This is a genomic window from Chroococcus sp. FPU101, from assembly GCF_017312365.1.
GTDB lineage: Bacteria > Cyanobacteriota > Cyanobacteriia > Cyanobacteriales > Microcystaceae > Chroococcus.
On sequence record NZ_BLJI01000012.1, the window covers coordinates 75,273 to 94,774 of the forward strand.

Annotated in this window: 17 protein-coding genes and 1 pseudogene; 11 read left to right on the forward strand and 7 right to left on the reverse strand. The window is 37.5% G+C overall.

Going from position 1 to position 19,502, the window contains the following annotated elements; all coding sequences use genetic code 11:
• Positions 1–4: 4 nt before the first annotated feature.
• The gene (locus CFPU101_RS12780; protein ID WP_242577947.1) at positions 5–649 is read right to left on the reverse strand and encodes a protocatechuate 3,4-dioxygenase; all 645 of its coding nucleotides are present in this window, start codon (positions 647–649) and stop codon (positions 5–7) included.
• A 533-nt stretch (positions 650–1,182) separates the two neighbouring features.
• Here CFPU101_RS12780 and CFPU101_RS12785 point away from each other — a divergent pair.
• Positions 1,183–1,554 carry a hypothetical protein gene (locus CFPU101_RS12785; RefSeq protein WP_206815725.1) on the forward strand — a complete coding sequence of 124 codons (372 nt, stop codon included), beginning with the start codon at positions 1,183–1,185 and terminating at the stop codon, positions 1,552–1,554.
• A gap of 146 nt (positions 1,555–1,700) precedes the next feature.
• On the forward strand, positions 1,701–2,348 hold the full coding sequence (locus CFPU101_RS12790) for an SIMPL domain-containing protein (protein WP_206815776.1): 648 nt from the start codon (positions 1,701–1,703) through the stop codon (positions 2,346–2,348).
• Positions 2,349–2,409: 61 nt separating this feature from the next.
• On the opposite strand, the gene CFPU101_RS12795 is transcribed toward CFPU101_RS12790, so the two are convergent.
• From CFPU101_RS12795 to asnS, 3 genes and pseudogenes are all read right to left on the reverse strand, one after another.
• The gene (locus CFPU101_RS12795; protein WP_206815726.1) at positions 2,410–3,444 is read right to left on the reverse strand and encodes a hypothetical protein; all 1,035 of its coding nucleotides are present in this window, start codon (positions 3,442–3,444) and stop codon (positions 2,410–2,412) included.
• 142 nt (positions 3,445–3,586) lie between these two features.
• Positions 3,587–4,290 (reverse strand): annotated as a pseudogene (locus CFPU101_RS12800) (Uma2 family endonuclease).
• A 59-nt stretch (positions 4,291–4,349) separates the two neighbouring features.
• Entirely contained in the window at positions 4,350–5,744 is a 1,395-nt protein-coding gene (gene asnS / locus CFPU101_RS12805; RefSeq protein WP_206815727.1) for an asparagine--tRNA ligase, read from the reverse strand.
• Between the two features lie 102 nt (positions 5,745–5,846).
• On the opposite strand from asnS, the gene CFPU101_RS12810 reads away from it, so the two are divergent.
• From CFPU101_RS12810 to CFPU101_RS12820, 3 genes are all read left to right on the forward strand, one after another.
• Positions 5,847–6,650: an Rpn family recombination-promoting nuclease/putative transposase gene (locus CFPU101_RS12810; RefSeq protein WP_206815728.1), complete on the forward strand. Its 804-nt coding sequence runs from the start codon at positions 5,847–5,849 to the stop codon at positions 6,648–6,650.
• Between the two features lie 34 nt (positions 6,651–6,684).
• Positions 6,685–7,659 carry an Rpn family recombination-promoting nuclease/putative transposase gene (locus CFPU101_RS12815; RefSeq protein WP_206815729.1) on the forward strand — a complete coding sequence of 325 codons (975 nt, stop codon included), beginning with the start codon at positions 6,685–6,687 and terminating at the stop codon, positions 7,657–7,659.
• A gap of 336 nt (positions 7,660–7,995) precedes the next feature.
• The gene (locus CFPU101_RS12820) at positions 7,996–10,953 is read left to right on the forward strand and encodes a choice-of-anchor Q domain-containing protein (protein WP_206815730.1); all 2,958 of its coding nucleotides are present in this window, start codon (positions 7,996–7,998) and stop codon (positions 10,951–10,953) included.
• Between the two features lie 31 nt (positions 10,954–10,984).
• Here CFPU101_RS12820 and CFPU101_RS12825 read toward each other — a convergent pair whose 3' ends face one another.
• Positions 10,985–11,428, reverse strand: a complete 444-nt coding sequence (locus tag CFPU101_RS12825; RefSeq protein WP_206815731.1) for a protein tyrosine phosphatase family protein — start codon at positions 11,426–11,428, stop codon at positions 10,985–10,987.
• Between the two features lie 243 nt (positions 11,429–11,671).
• Between CFPU101_RS12825 and CFPU101_RS12830 the strand changes: the two genes are divergently transcribed.
• The 5 genes from CFPU101_RS12830 (at position 11,672) to CFPU101_RS12850 (ending at position 16,491) form a co-directional block, all read left to right on the forward strand.
• A complete protein-coding gene (locus CFPU101_RS12830) occupies positions 11,672–11,932 on the forward strand; it encodes a BrnA antitoxin family protein (protein WP_206815732.1) in 261 nt (86 codons plus the stop codon).
• Between the two features lie 67 nt (positions 11,933–11,999).
• A complete protein-coding gene (mtnA, locus tag CFPU101_RS12835) occupies positions 12,000–13,049 on the forward strand; it encodes an S-methyl-5-thioribose-1-phosphate isomerase (protein ID WP_206815733.1) in 1,050 nt (349 codons plus the stop codon).
• A gap of 4 nt (positions 13,050–13,053) precedes the next feature.
• A complete protein-coding gene (locus CFPU101_RS12840; protein ID WP_206815734.1) occupies positions 13,054–14,265 on the forward strand; it encodes an NAD(P)/FAD-dependent oxidoreductase in 1,212 nt (403 codons plus the stop codon).
• Between the two features lie 13 nt (positions 14,266–14,278).
• Complete coding sequence (locus tag CFPU101_RS12845; RefSeq protein ID WP_206815735.1) at positions 14,279–15,493, forward strand: S-layer homology domain-containing protein; 1,215 nt, start codon at positions 14,279–14,281, stop codon at positions 15,491–15,493.
• 74 nt (positions 15,494–15,567) lie between these two features.
• A complete protein-coding gene (locus CFPU101_RS12850; RefSeq protein ID WP_242577949.1) occupies positions 15,568–16,491 on the forward strand; it encodes a permease in 924 nt (307 codons plus the stop codon).
• Positions 16,492–16,894: 403 nt separating this feature from the next.
• Here CFPU101_RS12850 and CFPU101_RS12855 read toward each other — a convergent pair whose 3' ends face one another.
• Entirely contained in the window at positions 16,895–17,365 is a 471-nt protein-coding gene (locus tag CFPU101_RS12855) for a cupin domain-containing protein (protein WP_206815737.1), read from the reverse strand.
• Between the two features lie 191 nt (positions 17,366–17,556).
• Here CFPU101_RS12855 and CFPU101_RS12860 point away from each other — a divergent pair, with 191 nt between their 5' ends.
• Positions 17,557–18,636 carry a Gfo/Idh/MocA family protein gene (locus CFPU101_RS12860; RefSeq protein ID WP_206815738.1) on the forward strand — a complete coding sequence of 360 codons (1,080 nt, stop codon included), beginning with the start codon at positions 17,557–17,559 and terminating at the stop codon, positions 18,634–18,636.
• Positions 18,637–18,869: 233 nt separating this feature from the next.
• Here CFPU101_RS12860 and CFPU101_RS12865 read toward each other — a convergent pair whose 3' ends face one another.
• A complete protein-coding gene (locus tag CFPU101_RS12865) occupies positions 18,870–19,391 on the reverse strand; it encodes an SRPBCC family protein (RefSeq protein WP_206815739.1) in 522 nt (173 codons plus the stop codon).
• Positions 19,392–19,502: the final 111 nt, after the last annotated feature.

Genomic DNA, 19,502 nt, shown 5'->3' on the forward strand with positions numbered 1-19,502 from the left:
TAAATCAGCTTTGATGTGAGTCTAAATGTGGCGTAACTTTTTTAACCTCAGATTGTCCCAGTATAATATCAAACTGACCGACCCGTCTGCTATCTTTCGGGTCTGTTTTTAGTTTAGTGGTTACTAAAGACCGTTGCTCAATCGGAATACGTTGTAGAATGCGATCGCCTTGATTAAGTTCTTGTTCTTCCTCAAAATAGAGTTGTGTGATTAGGGGAGGAAGACTTGGTGCAATGACTTTAAAGTGAATATGCGGGGGTCTTTGCCAGTCACGAGTTACAGGATAGCCCCCTGGTTTAACGGTTGTGAACGCATATTGACCATTTTGCTGAGTCATCGCATAACCCCAGTACTGAAAATTTGGATCGACTGGTGCAGAGTTGCCGTCATACTCGTGTCGATATCTTCCTGATGCACACGCTTGCCATATTTCAACTCTAGCATTTGTAATCGGCTGACAATCGGGTGTCAATATACGGCCAATAATGCGGATTTTTTCACCCAATGCGTCTCCTTGGTGTCCTGTAACATATGTTAGATCTGTATCTTGGTCAATAGGAAATTCTAGCGGATAAAAAGGGCCTTCTGTTTGGGGTGGTGTGATGAAACAGTGATGACTCGACTGTAAAAAACGAGCGGATTTTTTCACCCAATGCGTCTCCTTGGTGTCCTGTAACATATGTTAGATCTGTATCTTGGTCAATAGGAAATTCTAGCGGATAAAAAGGGCCTTCTGTTTGGGGTGGTGTGATGAAACAGTGATGACTCGACTGTAAAAAACGAGTAGTCATCAGTCCTATTCCTAACGTTCCAGTCTTATTAAGAAAATTCCTTCTGTGCATTGTGACTGTTTTTTAATCTTTCTTTTTTGAGCTTATACGTCGAAAATCAAGTATAACATTGCTATTTATTGTACTTCTGAATAACAAATCGCATTTTTTTTGAGTTCAGTCAAAGCAATTCAGTTAAAAAATTTTAGTTTTTCTATGTCAAGCCCATCAGAATGATATTTCGTGAAAAACATTATTTAAATTGAGCTTTTCTAAATAGAATAAAAGAGAAATAAGTAGAAATAAATAGATATTAAATTAAACTTTTATATGCTCGTTTTCTTAACTTTTTGCTGTTACTATAAAAAATAAATTCAGATTAATGAATTTGTTTTGTCATCAGGAGACTATTATGAACGTTCGCTTTCAGCCTTTATTCGTTCCGAGCCTTTTAGTAATTTTGAGTGCTGCTAGTTTTATTCCTTCACTCAAGGCGCAAGATTTAACCAATATTAAACCAACATCTCAAGACACAGAGATGTCCCAAACTACGGATAAACCTCCAATGGAAACAGAAGTTACTCCTTCTACTACAGAAACTCAGCCTTCACCAAACAGTAACACTACTACCAATTGTCAAGGGAAAACCCCTTCAATCGGACAGCCTGGTGCTTCTAATCCGACTAACTTAATGAATTCAACCGAGATGAAAAACCCTATGGAAAGAGGTACTAACCAACTTAAACCCGTTACACAACCTCAACCGATTTCCCCAACCCGATAAGATTTTTGTAGCAGGAACTTAGGTACCGATTCCTGCTACTGTAGATCTAGAATATCCAGTTTTTTCCCGAATAAAGTGTGAAAAAAAATCTAATTCGTCAATCCTTAGCACTCGTCCCAACAATTGGTCTTTTTCTGAATCTAACGATGATGAATCCCGTACTCGCTCAAGAAAAAGTATTACAAACTCTGACGGTTACAGGGCAAGGAGTCGAAAGAATTCCAACGTCCCTAACTCAAGTACAACTCGGTGTAGAAGTTCAAGGAAAAACAGCAACAGAAGTACAGCAGCAAGTCGCAAAGCAAACATCAGCCGTTGTGGATTTTTTGCGTTCTCGAAATGTCGAACGGTTACAAACGACAGGTATCGGGTTACAACCAAATTATGATTTTAGCAATAATCAAAGACGATTAATCGGTTATATTGGCACAAATACAGTTAGTTTTCGTCTCAAAACGGAACAAATAGGAACTTTATTAGATGAAGCAGTGCAAAAGGGAGCGACTCGTATTGATGGGGTCAGTTTTACAGCAACGGATGATGCGATCGCAGTAGCTCAAAAAGAAGCCCTCAAAAGAGCAACCCAAGACGCACAACAACAATCAGACGCAGTTTTAAGAGCCTTGAATTTAACAGCTAAAGATGTAGTCAGCATACAAATTAATGGCGCAAATCCTCCCCAACCTAAATTTTATAGCGAGCAACTGTCTAGAGCATCGGCTGATGTTAGTACTCCTGTTGTTGGTGGAGAACAGACTGTACAAGCATCGGTAACGTTGCAAATTAGCTATTAGATCAATGTACATTAAATCATTATGAAATGATTCACATTGACCTAATAACTCTTGTTATAAATTAACGTTGTACTAAAACTAAAGTTTCCTCGTTAGTTTGAGTCCCTTTAGTCGCATTTAGACTAATCTCATAGCGCGTACCAGGTAGGATATTTGATGGTTTAAAGCTAAAGCTAAAATTCCCTTGACCATCTGCTTGAACAGTTTTAGAAAAGACATTGCGATTGACACCCACTACACCTACTAAGTTATTTTGTGCAGTGACGTTAATTGTAACTGTTGAATTTGGCGCACTTTTTCCGACAACTTCTACTGTGCCATTAATTTCACTATTATTGTTCGGGCTGACGATCTCTAATGGTAATTCTGTACTACTAGAACTAGAACTATTGCTGGCGACTAAATCGCGATCCAAACGGGCCCGTACTGTACGTTCACCCTTTTCTAAACTAGCTGTCACTTGCACACCCGAACTAGGGAAAGCATCTTGACGACGAATTACATAACGTCCCTCATAGCGTCCTTCGGATACCTCGCGCATGGGTTGGTCGTAGGTGACACCATCAATTGAATAGGTAGCGTTTGCTTTAGGAGTACCATCGAGCATAAAAACTAACTCAGTCCCAGGCTCAAAATTATCTACGGTTTTTGCAGTAAATTGCTCAATTGATAAAGCTCTATTGGTCGAGTCTTGAGTATTTTCCCTAGCGATTAAAGGTTCTTGTAGTCTTGCAGTTGCCCCGCGATTTCCTTGTTGTAGATTAGCTTGAATTGCTGTTTGATCAGTGATACGGTCTTGACTACGAATGGTGTAGCGTGCCTCATAATATCCCGATCGTACCTCACGCATGGGAATATTACTAGCAACTGTGCCAATACTCATGGTTACTTTAGATTTAGGGGTGCCTTCTAAGCTAAACACCAATTCACGCCCAGGAGATAAATCATCGACAGATTCGACGCTAAAACTAGAAATTTGTGGAGCAGATGTAGTCTGTGCAATGGTGTAAGATGGGTTGGCTACTGCCCTATTCGGTACGCCACCTAACACGGGAAAAACAGATAGAGCTAGAGTTGCTAATAAGAATTTATTCATCTTAAAAATCTCCAATTTTGGCTTTTATAATTTCTTTTTGCTTCTTACCATCTAAATTAAAAGCCTTATGTTTTGTCCTCTGTCAGATGTGATAAAAGCGACTCTCCCCAGAGAAAGAGCCATCACTATTAAATTTATTACTCTATAATTCTGATAAATCAATTCCCATGTCTTGTAGCTTTTGAGCGAGTTTTTGCGATCGTGCTTTTTCTGATGCTAACTCAGATTCGGCTTTCTGAGCAGCTTCTTCTGGTGTAGGAATTAACTGTCCTTGTGCTGTAAATAAGCGCAGTTTTCGCTCTTGAATGCCTAAATATAATTCTAATTGCTGACTCCATAACCAGCCATTAGGATTAGGTTGTAGGGGCTGATATTGACCATCTAGTAGATGAAATCCCTGAAATTCAAGATTTTCAGGATCAAACCAAAAATAATCAGGAGTGCGAAAGGTATCTTGATAGATTTGTTTTTTTAATCCTCTATCGGTTTTAGCGGTTTTAGATGACAGAATTTCCACAATAACATTAGGATATTTTCCATCTTCTTCCCAAATCACCCAACTTTTACGAGGTTTGCGTTCAGTCCCCAAAACAACGAAAAAATCTGGCCCGCGAAACTGCTCAGATTTGCGTTGAGGAGGGCTATAGTAAATAGTCAGATTACCGCAAGCATAGAAATCTTGGCGATCTTCCAAATTCTTTCTAAGCATTGCAGCACTAACATAATTTGCCGTAGATGTAGTTCGGTTTCCAAGGGCGGTTCATCGCTCAATAAGTCGCCAGGTGGAAAAATTACATCTTCTAGGATGCTTTTCGGTTCTAGATCTTGAGTCAAAGACATCGGCATCACAGAAAAAAGGATTAAACTAATACTAGCGTACTCTTATTGATTTAAAACCGACCTAACTAAAATTCGGCACTTTGGGGAGTTCGTGGAAAAGGAATTACATCTCGAATATTCCCCATTCCTGTCATAAATTGGACAACTCGTTCAAACCCTAAACCGAAACCCGCATGAGGAACCGTACCAAAACGCCGTAAATCTAAATACCACCATAAATCTTCGGGTTGCATTCCTTGTTCACGGATACGACGTTCTAGAACATTTAATCTTTCTTCTCTTTGTGAACCCCCAATAATTTCGCCAATTTTAGGGGCTAGAACATCCATTGCTGCTACTGTTTTATCATCATCATTGAGACGCATATAAAACGCTTTAATGGTTTTTGGATAGTTAGTGACGATAACGGGTTTTTTGAAATGTTCTTCCGCTAAATAGCGTTCGTGTTCTGATTGTAGATCAACGCCCCATTCTACAGGGTATTCAAATTTCTTACTGCATTTTTCGAGGAGGGCGATCGCTTCGGTATAAGTAATACGTCCGAACTCATTATTAATGATATTTTCGGCAGTTACTAAAACAGTGTTATCAATGCGATCATTAAAAAATTTCATATCTTCGGGACAACTCACTAGAACCGCTTTAAAAATGTGTTTCAGGAAGGCTTCTGCGAGGTTCTGATCCCCTTCCAAATCACAAAATGCCATTTCTGGCTCAACCATCCAAAACTCTGCCAAATGGCGAGAAGTGTTGGAGTTTTCGGCGCGAAACGTTGGGCCAAACGTATATACATTTTGAAACGCCATCGCCATTACTTCCGCTTCTAATTGCCCACTAACGGTTAAATAAGCGCGTTTTGCAAAGAAATCTTGGGAAAAATCGATATTTTGGTCTTCTTTCTTGCGGGGGATTTTGTCCAAATTAAAGTTAGTCACTGTGAATAACTCTCCTGCTCCCTCACAGTCATTGGCGGTAATAATAGGAGTATGCACCCACATAAAACCCCGTTCTTGGTAAAACTGGTGTATTGCCGTAGCGCAAGCATTCCGAACCCGCATCACTGCACCAAGTGTATTGGTTCGACAGCGCAAATGTCCAATATCCCGCAAAAATTCAAAAGAATGACGTTTTTTTTGTAGTGGGTATGTTTCTGCGTCTGCTGTACCGTATAGGATGACTTCTGTTGCTTTGAGTTCGATACGTTGTTCTTTTCCCAGAGAAGGAACCAATACCCCCGAAACTTGCACCGATGCACCTGTACCGAGTTGTTTCAGGAGAATATCATAATTGGGGATGTTCGGTTCTAGGATAACTTGAAGGTTAGCAAGGGAAGAACCGTCATTAACTTCCATAAAAGTAAATTCTTTAAGTTCTCGTTTCGTTCTCACCCATCCTTGTATCGTCACCGTTTCATCGGGTTGACTGTTGCGTAAGATTTCGATAATTCGTGTGGCTGTCATGCGCTTACTCTGTGGTGGATACTTTTATGATAAATCCCTACGGCTGATTAAAAAAAGCCCTTTCCTCCTATAATAATCGATTACACCTAATCTCAAATTCGCGTGAAAACAGACGCAATTTTTTATCAACTTTTTCAAGAATTTCCCCAGATATTTTTTGAAATTATCAATCAACCAAACATTCCATCCCACATCTATCAGTTTATTGCACCCGAAGTCAAACAACGTTCTTTTCGACTTGATGGGATTTTCTCACCCCCTGAAGATGCAAGTCAATATCCGCTTTATTTTGTCGAAGTTCAGTTTTATCGAGAAGAAGATTTTTATGATCGCCTATTTTCTAGTATTTTTCTTTATTTTGGTCAATATCGCCCGACTAACCCCGAATGGTTAGCAATTGTAATTTTTGACTTAACCAGTAATGATGTCGAAATACCATCCCGCTATCAAGCTTTAGTATCTCGTCATCTACAAATCATATATCTTGACCAAGTGGGAGCGATTGAAGAGATATCATTAGGATTAGCCATTGTCAAGTTAATTGTACAATCACCGATTGTGGCAAGTCAAACCGCGCCAAACCTCTTAGAGCGTGTTAATACAGAGATAACCGATCTTCCGCTTTCTAGACAGATTATCGATGTTATCGAAACCATTATCGTTTACAAATTTCCTCAATTGAGTAGTCAGGAGATAGCAGAAATGTTGAATTTAGAAGGGATAAAACAAACTCGCTTTTATCAAGAAACTTTTGAAGAGGGTAAAGAAGAGGGTCGAGAAGAAGGTCGCTTGGAAAAGCAGATCGAAATGATTCCTTTGTTACATGAATTGGGGTTAAACGCTGAACAAATTGCCGAGCGCTTAAAATTAGACCTAAATCTAGTTAGACAACACTTACAACCGTAATTTAATTCAAAAGTAATTTTAATATTATAGCTATATGTTGAGATTAGAAGGACTCAAACAAACTCGCTTTTATCAGGAAACTTTTGAAGAGGGTCGAGAAGAGGGTCGAGAAGAAGGTCGTCTAGAACACAAGATAGAAATGATTCCCTTATTACATGAATTGGGTTTAAGTGCTGAACAAATTGCCGATCGCTTAAAATTAGATATTAATTTAGTAAAACAAATCCGCGTGAAAACAGACGCAATTTTTTATCAACTTTTTCAAGAATTTCCCCAGATATTTTTTGAAATTATCAATCAACCGAATATACCATCTGAGATTTATCAATTTATTGCCCCAGAAATTAAACAACGTTCTTTTCGACTTGATGGGATTTTCTCACCCCCTGAAGATGCCAGTCAATATCCGCTTTATTTTGTCGAAGTTCAGTTTTATCGAGAAGAAGATTTTTATGATCGCCTATTTTCTAGTATTTTTCTTTATTTTGGTCAATATCGCCCGACTAACCCCGAATGGTTAGCAATTGTAATTTTTGACTTAACCAGTAATGATGTCGAAATACCATCCCGCTATCAAGCTTTAGTATCTCGTCATCTACAAATCATATATCTTGACCAAGTGGGAGCGATTGAAGAGATATCATTAGGATTAGCCATTGTCAAGTTAATTGTACAATCACCGATTGTGGCAAGTCAAACCGCGCCAAACCTCTTAGAGCGTGTTAATACAGAGATAACCGATCTTCCGCTTTCTAGACAGATTATCGATGTTATCGAAACCATCATCGTTTACAAATTTCCCCAATTGAGTCGTCAAGAGGTAGCAGCAATGTTGAAATTAGATGATCTTAAACAAACTCGCTTTTATCAGGAAACTTTTGAAGAAGGCAAGCTAGAACAAAAATTGGAAATGATTCCCTTGTTACATGAATTGGGGTTAAACGCTGAACAAATTGCCGATCGCTTAAAACTAGATATTAATCTAGTTAGACAACACTTACAACCGTAATTTTACTGAAAACACAATATCATAGCCTTAAGCTTCGGCTTGTGGGCAATTTTTTTCTGTCTTGATGAGATATTCTTAATCATTTGCAACAACTTTCAGCATAACTAATTTAATAAGGCAACATTAAAGTTACATAAATTAATACAATTTTTATTAAAAATTTATATTTAGCTCTTTTGGGCGACAAAAAAATTTTTTATTGAGATGAAGCCTCCTCTAAATAGGCATTACAACAATAAATATAATTCTTAATAATCAAAGTATATTCAGAAATGTTTGATCGCCTATATACTATGAGAAATAATGCAACCTCGTTACAAAATTTGAGTAACATATATGTCTAATAATAATCTCAATCTGTCTGATTTTCTAAATTATGAAGAAAACTTTGATTTAACGGCAGAGCAACCCCTTTCAGTCTCGAAAAATAGCGCGATTCGAGATTTTCGGTACACCGAAAATCTCGGCATTGAAGACCTTTTTAGTATAAATGCTCTCTCTAATACCCCTTCACCTTCTTCCCTAAAAAGTGATTTTTCTACCAGACTTGAGCTTGTTTTAACACCCCAAGCTATCACACCATTAGCTGTTATTACTCTCACAGTAAATACAACATCCGATCAAAATGATGGTAACGCAACTAATGGTTTATCCCTCAGAGATGCGATCCTCATTGCGAATCAAAATATTAACAATGACTATGAGATTGTTCTCACAAGTAGCTTACGGTACAGACTTACACTAAGTGGTAATGACAATACAGGTCTATTAGGAGATTTAGATCTAATTAATGGTAGTAATGTCACTATTAAAACACAGGGAAGTCAACCCGCTATTATTGATGCAGTCGGTTTAGCACAGCGCGATCGTATTTTTAATGTTTTGAATGGTGGAAAGCTACAACTAGAAAATGTAGTTGTTACAAAAGGAAAAATAAATTATGGTGGAGGTATTTATAATACTGGTCAACTGACTTTAGTTAATAGCAGTGTCGTAGAGAACAGTAGTAGTCATGGCGGTGGGATCTACAATGAGGGTACCATTACTCTATTCTATAGTACTGTTGCTAATAACTCGACTGATTATCATGGTGGCGGTGGTATTTTTAATAATGACGGAACAATAAATGTAGTTAATAGTACTGTTGCTAATAACTTAAGTTATTATCGTGGTGGCGGGATCTATTTGAATCGTGGCACTGCTACATTTATTAATAGTACCATTAGTAGTAACAAAGCCAATCGCGAGGGTGGTGGAATATACTTTGAATCTGGCGTTACTAATTTAACAAATGTCACGGTTACTAATAATACGGCTGATGCAGATAATAATAGTAGTGGTGATGGTGGTGGTATTTATCGATATTCAGGAACCATTATCTTAAGTAATAATATTATCGCGGGGAACTTCGATACACCTAATAATAGCGGTACTTCTAATAAAAATCCTGATGTATCAGGTTCTTTTGTCTCCAATGGCAATAACTTAATAGGTAATACTACAGGTAGTACAAGTTTTGGTGGTTCAGACTTACTTAATGTTAATCCTTTACTTGGCCCATTACAAAATAATGGCGGTGCAACCTTAACCCATGCTTTATTATCGAATAGTCCTGCGATTAATGCAGGAAATAACAACGAAGTAGCAGAAGATCAATTTGATCTAGACGGGGATGGTAATACAATAGAATTAACTCCTGTTGATCAGCGTGGCATCGGTTATAATCGGATTTCTGGCTCTACTGTCGATATTGGTGCATTTGAGGTACAAACTGCCGTAGCTAATACAGTCAATCTTACTGTTTCTCCGTCTACTGTCATTGAGGATGGTATTGATAATTTAATTTATACCTTTACCCGTACTGGTAGTCTAACGGATGCTTTAACCGTTAATTTTAACCTTGCGGGTAGTGCTGCATCCGATGACTATACCCAAACGGGGGCAACTTTTTCAGGTACAACAGGTACAATTAATTTTGCTGCGGGTGCGAGTACTGCTGTTGTTACCGTTAACCCGACTGCTGATACAACCTTTGAACCGAATGAAACGGTTATCTTTTCCCTTGCTACAGGTACAGGTTATAGCGTCGGTACTCAGAATAGTGCAACAGGTACTATTCAAAATGATGATACACAAACAACACCAACTACCGTTAACCTATCCGTCAACCCTGCAAGTGTTACTGAAGATGGTACTGGTAATTTAATTTATACTTTTACTCGTACTGGTAATTTAACCAACGCTTTAACCGTCAATTTTGGAGTCGGGGGTACAGCTACTCTAACTACAGATTACACTCAAACAGGTGCAGCAAGCTTTAATGGATCTACAGGTAGTGTAACCTTTGCTGCGGGTGCAAGTACCAAAACCATTACTGTTGATCCTAAAGCAGATACTACCGTTGAACCGAGTGAAACTGTGATCCTTTCCCTTGCTGGTAGTACAGGATACAGTATCGGTACACCTGCGAGTGCAACAGGTACCATTACCAATGATGATACTCAAACTGCACCAACTACCGTTACTCTTTCTCTTAGTCCCACTGTTGTCAGTGAAGATGGTACATCATTTTTGTTATATACCTTTGTCCGTACTGGTAGTTTAAGCAATGCTCTAACCACTAATTTTACGGTAGGGGGTACAGCTACACTGAATACAGACTACGATCAAATTGGTGCCACTAGCTATACGACAACAGGTACAGTTACCTTTACTGCTGGACAAAATAAAGCTCTTGTCGCGATCAATCCTCGTCCTGATACTACGGTAGAATCGAATGAAACAGTATCTCTAACTCTAAGATCAGGTACAGGTTATAACATAGGTACAGCCAGTGCAATTACAGGAACTATAGCAAATGATGATGCAAGTTCAGGAAACGATAGTCTAACAGGTGGTAATGGTAATGATACCCTCAACGGACTAGCAGGAAATGATACTCTAGTGGGTGGTTTAGGGAATGATACAGTTACGGGAGGAATAGGACAAGATCGATATGTCTTTAACTCTGTCAACGAAAGAACGGATACTATCACTGACTTTAATGTAACTGATGATACGATCGTTGTCTCTCGTGCTGGTTTTAGTAATAGTTTAACAGTGGGAACACTTCTATCTACACAATTTATCAGAGGTGCAGCAGCAACAACCTCCAATCATCGTTTCATCTACAATAACAATAATGGTCAATTGTTATTCGATCCTGATGGTAATGGTGCGATCGCAGCAACACAAATAGCGACTTTAAATACAGGTTTAGCGATGACCAATGCTGATATTTTAGTCGTTGCATAATCATCTGTAGGGGTTTGGTCTTCAAACCCTTTTAGACTAAACTCATCTCAGCATCGTGAATAAATTTTTGCCAAACTGGGTTAGGTTGCCAAAGTTCTGTCATTGGATATTTTGCTTGTGTTTCGGGAATCTTGAGTATGAGCTTGCGATAAAGATACATAAAACAGGAAACTCGCATATTTAAAGCACAGTGTATCCAAACCTTGCGTTTTTTCAAAGATCCCATGACTTCACAAAAAAATTGCAAATCTTCTATTTTAGGATCATCCCAAATCACGGGAATATGAATATAGATCATACCTAATCTAGTGACAATTGCACCCTCATCAGCTAAAGCATTATCCGATGATGGTAGTGCTAAATTAATAACAATTTGATATCCCGCGTGAGCAATTTCGCTAAACTGTTCTAATGTGGGTTGTCCTGATGTCGCAATCTGATCCGTAATCAGGTAATAATTTTTAATGTGTTCCATAAAATCCGATCGCATTATCCTTAATCATTATTTTAGTCATTAGGTACACAGTAAACATAAAATCAAGTGATCGTTTTTTCTGGTGGGAATAATCAATTTTCAGGACAATAATAAGCATTAAAACTCACTTTTCAGGGAAAACGGCTGTAATCTGAATATTATTGCCATACATCGAGCAGAAATATTTGTGTTTATCATGAGCGTACAATTGTATATACTAAACTCAGATGAGGAAGGCTAAATATGAAAACTGAGTACGATTTTAGTCATGGTAAGAGAGGAGCGATCAATCCTGTATTATTAGGAAAAACTCGTATTACGCTTCAAATAGATGACGATATTTTAGAATGGTTTCGTGAACAAGTACATCTAGCAGGTGGTGGTAATTACCAAACTTTAATTAATGAAGCATTACGTCAACACATCCAAAACCAAAGTCATAAACCTTTAGAGGATACTTTGCGTAGAGTTTTAAGAGAAGAACTAGCCAAAATTGAAAAATGAATTTTGTAAAAGTCAACTTTTGAAAGTCTAGAATAGAAATCGGACTCTATTTTCGCTTGATAAATAAATGACCCTCGTTTCTAGCCGTATCTATCCCGTTCGATGGCACGATAATAAAGTGTCTCTCATTGATCAAACTCGCCTACCTCAAGAATACACGGTTGTGGAGATCAGTCGTTGTCAGGATATGGCGGATGCTATAAAATCAATGATAGTCAGAGGTGCGCCAGCTATTGGGGTTGCTGCTGCATATGGAATGTATTTAGGTGCGAAAGAAATTGAAACAACGCAAACTGACGTATTTTTAAAAGAACTCGAAAAAGTAGCCCAATTATTGCGAGAAACACGACCAACAGCAGTAAACTTATTCTGGGCAATTTCCCGTATGATGAGAACAGCCTATGAAACACTAGGCACAGTTGACGAAATTAGAGATAGTTTACTAAAAACCGCCCAAGATATCCAAACCGAAGATCTCCAAACCTGCGCAGAAATAGGAAAAAATGGTCTTGCTGCTTTACCGACTGAACCAAAACAACTGAGAATTTTAACCCACTGCAATACAGGGGCTTTAGCTACTGCTGGATATGGCACTGCACTAGGGGTTATTCGCGCTTGCTGGGAGGCGAATCGACTTTTAAGGGTTTTTGCGGATGAAACTCGCCCACGTCTGCAAGGGGCAAAATTAACGGCGTGGGAGTGTGTACAAGAAGGCATTCCTGTTACTGTAATTACGGATAGTATGGCAGCCCATTGTATGAAACAGGGTATGATTGATGCGGTAATTGTTGGGGCCGATCGTATTACGGCAAATGGTGATACTGCCAATAAAATCGGTACTTACAGTTTAGCGGTTGTTTCAAAGATGCACAATGTCCCTTTTTATGTTGCGGCACCCTTATCAACGGTTGATTTTGAGTTAGCAACTGGGGAAGAAATACCCATCGAAGAACGAGATCCTTCGGAAATTTATCAAGTTGGAAAAACGTTAATTTGTCCCCAAGGTACTGAATATTATAACCCTGCTTTTGATGTTACTCCAGCAAACTTAATTACTGCTATTATTACGGAACGAGGAGCCGTTAAACCAAGTGATTTGTTAGGATTAAAATATTAAATCAATGCAGTTTTTTGATGTGATAGTAGTAGGCGCAGGGCCAGCAGGTGGTCACTGTGCTAGATTATTAGCAAAAGCGGGTTATCAGGTTTTATTAGTTGAACAGCATGACGATTTCTATAAGAATAATTTTTCGAGTGCTGCAAGTCCTCTAGAAACTCTACAACAATATGATTTACCTGAATCTGTTGTCTCGCGTTACTGGAAAAATATCGAGATTTGTTCGACTAATATACATCGAAGTTGGCAAGCAAAACAACCGTTAGGGGTAGTTTTTGATTTTGCTAAACTGAGAGAATTTTTAGCAGAAGATGTAACAAAAAATGGCGGTGTTGTTTGGTTAGGATGTCGTTATATAAAGTATTTGATTGAAGATGGCAAAACAACAGTTTTTCTACAAAAAAAAGGAAGCGAAATATTTAGTATACAAACTAAATTATTAGTCGATGCAACAGGATATTCTAGAGCCGTTATGTATCCCAATAAAAAAGATAAGCCTAAGTTTTTCAAAGGAATTGGCATAGAATATTTAATTAAAGTTGATGAAAAAACGTATCAGAAATATAGTGATTCTCTCGTATTTTTTTTAGGATATAAATGGAGTCCTCAAGGTTATTCTTGGATTTTTCCTATGTCTAATTATCAGCTTAAAGTCGGTACAGCAATTTTAGAAGGTCAGCATAAATTTATTCAAAAAACTAAGCCAATCAAAGAATATATCCATCAAATTCTTCAAGATTATATCCAAATAGAAAACTACAATATTATTAATATTCATGGCTCTATTTTAGATTATTCACCTGGACTCAATGATATTTATTATAAAGATCAAGTCATTGCCATTGGAGATACGGTATCTACCGTTAATTTCTTAGGGGGTGAGGGGATACGATATGCGATGAAAAGTGCTGAAGTTGCAGAGCAATATATTAAAGAATATCTAGAACATAATCAACAAAATTTTCAAAAATATGAAGCGGAACTGAAACAACATTTTTCTAAGCGCTGGAATTGGTCAGAGCAAATCAGCCGAAAAGTATATTTAGAATATAGCGATGCTAGAATAGATCAAGGAGTCTCTTTTTTAAAATATCTTTCTCTAGAAGATATTATCGATATACTCTTTTATTATCAATTTGAAAAATATACCAAAGGATTAAAAGCCTTGATTCTTCGTAAAATTAACACTTTTCTAAAAAAAGTTCATCTAGCTTAAGTTATTTTATATTATGTCAAAGATTATAAGTACTACTTATTTTATGCTCCTAGCAACACTTTTGAGTCTACTGAGTGCTTGTAGTGGCAATAGTTTTTTAGAGGGTCGATTTGCGCCTGATTCAAACTTAAAAAATAATCCGACACCGACGCTTACACCCGAAGTAGGAAGTACACCAACTAATAATTCACTACCTTCTGAAATTCCACAATATCCATCTGCTAATCTTATTTCATCTGACCCAAATAATACCGTAAATCAAGGTAAAACTCAATGGTCATCCTCAGATCCAATTAATCAAATTGGTGACTTTTATCAACAACAATTTCAAAACAATAACTGGCAAATTCTTACACCTTTTTCTTCAATTGATGGAAATAATACATTAGTAGCAACTAAAGATGGATTACAAACAACAATTACATTAACTGGAAATTCTTCTGAAACTCAATTCACGATTGATTATATTAGACAAGGAAATACAGTTACATCGTCACCAACTCCATCACCCACCGTATCACCTAATCAATTACCAGAACAAGCAAGTACCAATTTTTCTGATTTAACTCAAGTTGCTGAACCTTTACGAACTCATATCCAAAACTTAGGTACTTTAGGTATTGTAAACTCACAAAATAGTGATTCATTTAGTCCAAATACAACCATTACTCGAGGAGAGTTTGCGCGTTGGTTAGTGAGAGCAAATAATATATTCTATCAAAATGACCCAGGAAAACAAATTCGTCTAGGTGCAACAACTTCACAACCTGCATTTCAAGATGTTAATGTTTCTGATCCCGATTTTCCTTATATTCAAGGATTAGCAGAAGCAGGGATTATTCCATCTAGTCTAACAGGTGATACGACAGCTACATTATTTCGACCTACGGCTAATTTAACGAGAGAAATTTTAGTGAGTTGGAAAGTTCCTTTTGATCTTCGCAAAGGTTTACCAACCGCGACAATAGATAATGTCAGAGACACTTGGGGTTTTCAAGATGTGGCTAAAGTTGATCCAAAAGTATTACGATCGCTGTATGCTGATTATCAGAATGGAGATCAAGCGGTTATCCGTCGTGTCTTTGGTTATACTACCCTTTTTCAACCAAAAAAAGTGGTAACTCGTGCAGAAGCAGCCTCAGCATTGTGGTATTTTGGCTATCAGGGTGAGGGAATTAATGCTGAAGAAGTTTTACAAGCGAAAAACCAAACTCAACCAACACAATAAATAATATGGGTGTTGTGATTGGGGGACTCAGTATGATTTACTGAAATCACACTAGCACCCCATATATGATCAATATGAATTGGAGTCAACAAGCGATAACTCTATTTTTTAGCCACTTGGTGACAGCATTACCTTGGTTATTATTTGGAGTGGTTGTCTCTAGCGGTTTATTGGTTTTTCTCCCACCGCAAAAATTAGCAAATTTATTACCGCGTCATCGTCTTGTCGGTTCAGTTTTAGGAAGTTGTTTAGGTTTAATTCTTCCTGTATGTCAATATGGGAATATTCCAGTAGCGAGAAGATTAATTTTACAAGGTGTTCCGTTGTCTATTGTATTTAGTTTTTTGATCGCTGCACCAACAATTAACCCTGTGACAATTTGGCTAACTCACAAAGCTTTACCCAACTATTCTAATTTACTGTTTTATCGCATTCTCGCAACTTGGTTAATGGCGATCGCTATTGGTATTATTTTTAGTTACTACCGTGATAAAGCTATTGTTTTTGATGAAACAGAAAGCTTAACTTATACTCGTTCAACTTTACTCAAAACAGGGACTTTTTTCATTAATAATCCCGAAAATCACCATAAATCACCTTTAATCCTATTTATTAATAATTTAATTCGCGAAAGTATAGAGTTAGGAACTTGGTTAATTTTGGGTTCTGCGATCGCTGCTATTATACAAACTTTTTTACCCCAATTACAGATGATGCAATGGGGACAAAATGCCATCACTCAAATCTTAATCATGTTGGGGTTAGGATTTTTATTATCGTTAGGATCACCATACAACAGTTTTTTCCTATCTCCCATTCTAACTAATTTCTTACCTGGCTCTTGGCTATCTTTTTTGTTATTTAGTTCTGTCATTGATTTAAGAGGACTACAGTTACTTGGTTCGGTCTTTACTGCAAAAGTCATCTTTTATTTGTCATTACTCTTATTTCTTTTCACTATATTTTTTAGTTTAGTTTTTAGTTTCTATTTTGCTTAAGCCATCTATATCAGATGGTTTTTATGCAATTTGTAATCTATTTTAATCAAAATCAACATTGTTTAACACAATTCCTATTATGTAAACATTAATTGCAAACAAAAGACAATAGCTAATCTGAGTGATACATTAATAATTAAAGCTAAAGCAGCTTGAAACCAGCAGATAAAACTGACAAGGTTGCAGTAAAAGTCAAGTTAGGAGCAAAACCCTGTTTAAGTTAATATCTGTTTCGTTAGTCGTCAATAGCAGTAACCATCTGTGTGTTTTATATTTCCCATACTTAAGTTTGAGCAGGGAGTAAAGCTCTTGAAACAAGATTTCAGCATAACTCCAGCAAGTCTCACTACATCTAGGGAAATCACTGAAATCAAGCTCTGGTTACTGCTATTGTTTTGAGAATTTAGATTCGTTGTTTATCTTCCCAACTCACTTGTTTAGGTACACCCAAGCCGTCATCAATGGTATAGTCTAGCTGAGAATTAACCTTAGATTGAATCACAATATAACTTAAACCTTCATCAGAAAGATTTCTGATACAGCGTTCTCCATCAGGTGCCACTCGAACCACTGTACCCTCACTCACTGCAAAAACTTGTCCATCTACTTGAAATTCTCCGCTACCTCGGACAAAAATATAGATTTCTTCATTGAGTTTGTGCTTATGGTAAAAAGGAATCGAAGCTTTAGCGGGTAAAGTATTCAACGATATCTCCGCACTTGTTAGATCAAGCAGTTGCTTCAAGAAGATCTTTCCCTCTAAACTAACTTTCTTCTTGTAATGTTCAAAAACATATTGATGGAGTTGTGAAAATTCTCCGAGATCGGCCGCCGTAAAATTTTCCCCAGTTTTCGGAATAGGTTGAGTCGTCATATGTAACTTTTATATTGCAAGTTAAAAGCTATTATAACAATACTATCTAAAGACTTCACCCCAATCTTTTTAACAAAACTATAGAATTAGCAAATAACTGTGTTAGTATCTTCATGAGAAATTATTCCTAGATTAGCAAAACCGAGCTAACAAGGAATATCTCGGTGGAGGAGTGTTTAGGAGCATAATTTATGACCAATCAAGAACAAATCATACCAGGGGCCAGATGTCAAGCCCGTCGCCCGATTCGAGTGGGTGTCATTGGAGTTGGCAACATGGGACAACATCACACTCGTGTCCTTGGTTTACTCAAAGATGTTGAATTAGTCGGTATCTCAGATACTAACGTAGAGCGTGGCATCGATACAGCCGCTAAATATCGTGTTAAGTTTTTTGAAAACTATCTTGACTTATTACCCCATGTAGACGCGGTTTGTTTGGCTGTTCCCACCCGTTTACACTATAAAGTCGGGATGGACTGTTTAAGAGCAGGAATTCATACACTGATTGAAAAACCGATCGCCGCGACCATTTCCGAAGCAGAATCTCTCGTTAATGCAGCAGCCGAATACAATTGTATCCTACAAGTCGGACACATCGAACGTTTTAACCCCGCATTCCAAGAACTGAGTAAAGTTCTTAAGACTGAAGAAATATTAGCATTAGAGGCTCATCGTATGAGTCCCTATTCTCAACGGGCGAATGATGTGTCTGTTGTTTTAGATTTAATGATTCATGATATCGATTTATTATTAGAATTAGCTGCCGCACCCGTTGTTAAATTGACTGCCAGTGGAAATAGAGCATCAGCAGACTCTAATTATTTAGATTATGTTACAGCCACTTTAGGGTTTAGTAACGGTATTGTTGCCACTCTAACCGCAAGTAAAGTCACTCATTGTAAAATCCGTCGTTTAGCGGCACATTGTAAGAACTCCCTCACCGAAGCAGATTTTTTAAATAACGAGATTTTAATCCATCGTCAAACCACTGCAAACTATATTACCGATCATGGTCAGGTGTTGTATCGTCAAGATGGTTTAATTGAAAAAGTGCATACCAGTAACATCGAACCCTTACACGCAGAATTAGAGCATTTTGTCCATTGTGTCAGAGGTGGAGATCAACCCTCTGTTGGTGGAGAACAAGCCTTAAAAGCCTTACGGTTGGCTAGTTTAATCGAACAAATGGCACTTGATGGACAAATCTGGCAACAATCAGACTGGAACTATCAGTACCTAAATACCCCTTTGTCTACGGTTTCACAATAATGTGAAGTATCGGGGTTGGCAACCAAAACCCTACGGGTCAAATTTAATCATGGTAGGGGTTTAGAAACTAAACCCTTCTAAAATATTTAGAATGGATATCGTGACGGAGAAAATAGTTTTTTTTGGGTTTGGCAACCAAAACCCTACGGGTTAAATCGAATTCATTGACAAGTAAGAAAAAATGTGATGCTTATTTTTAGATCTGCAAGCTTTCATCTTTTTTAGTTGTCTCATCAACTCATTGTTTGTTTTTGCTTATATTTCTCTCTCACACGTTGTTTAACGGCTAAAAGATTTAGTGGTAGATATTTTTTAATTAATTTTTCTAAGAGAACTACAGGTATAGCTAGTTTTGGCTCAAGTTGAACCGAATAATAAAGATGCGTCAAAGTGTTATCAAAGTCTTCTTGTAAGCGACATTCCCCCAAAAGTGTATGAAAATCTCCCTCAACAATTTGAAATTGAATGGTATGGGGAAACTGTTCGACTACATTCAAAATTGCTCGAATTGAAAAACGAACCTTGAGTAAAGATTTAGAGCCAATTTGTTCTAGTCGTAGTTTAGAATCTGGTTGTGGAATTAACTGACTTTTGATTAAATAAGGGATAAAATCGGGTAAAGCCTCATAATCGGTTAAAACTTGCCAAACTTGTTCTAATGGTTGAGAAAGTGTTAGTTTTCCCCAGACCCGAAGTTGATGATTATCCAGTTTTTCTGTCCAAACCGCTATTTGGTGAGAACGTTCTAAACACATATTCCTATACCATTTCCATTATTGTAGAGGTTTGGGTACTAAACCCTTACGATGTATAGGTTGCATTCTCACGAAAAGGTCTGAATATTTGCTGAGAATTGCCTAAAAAAA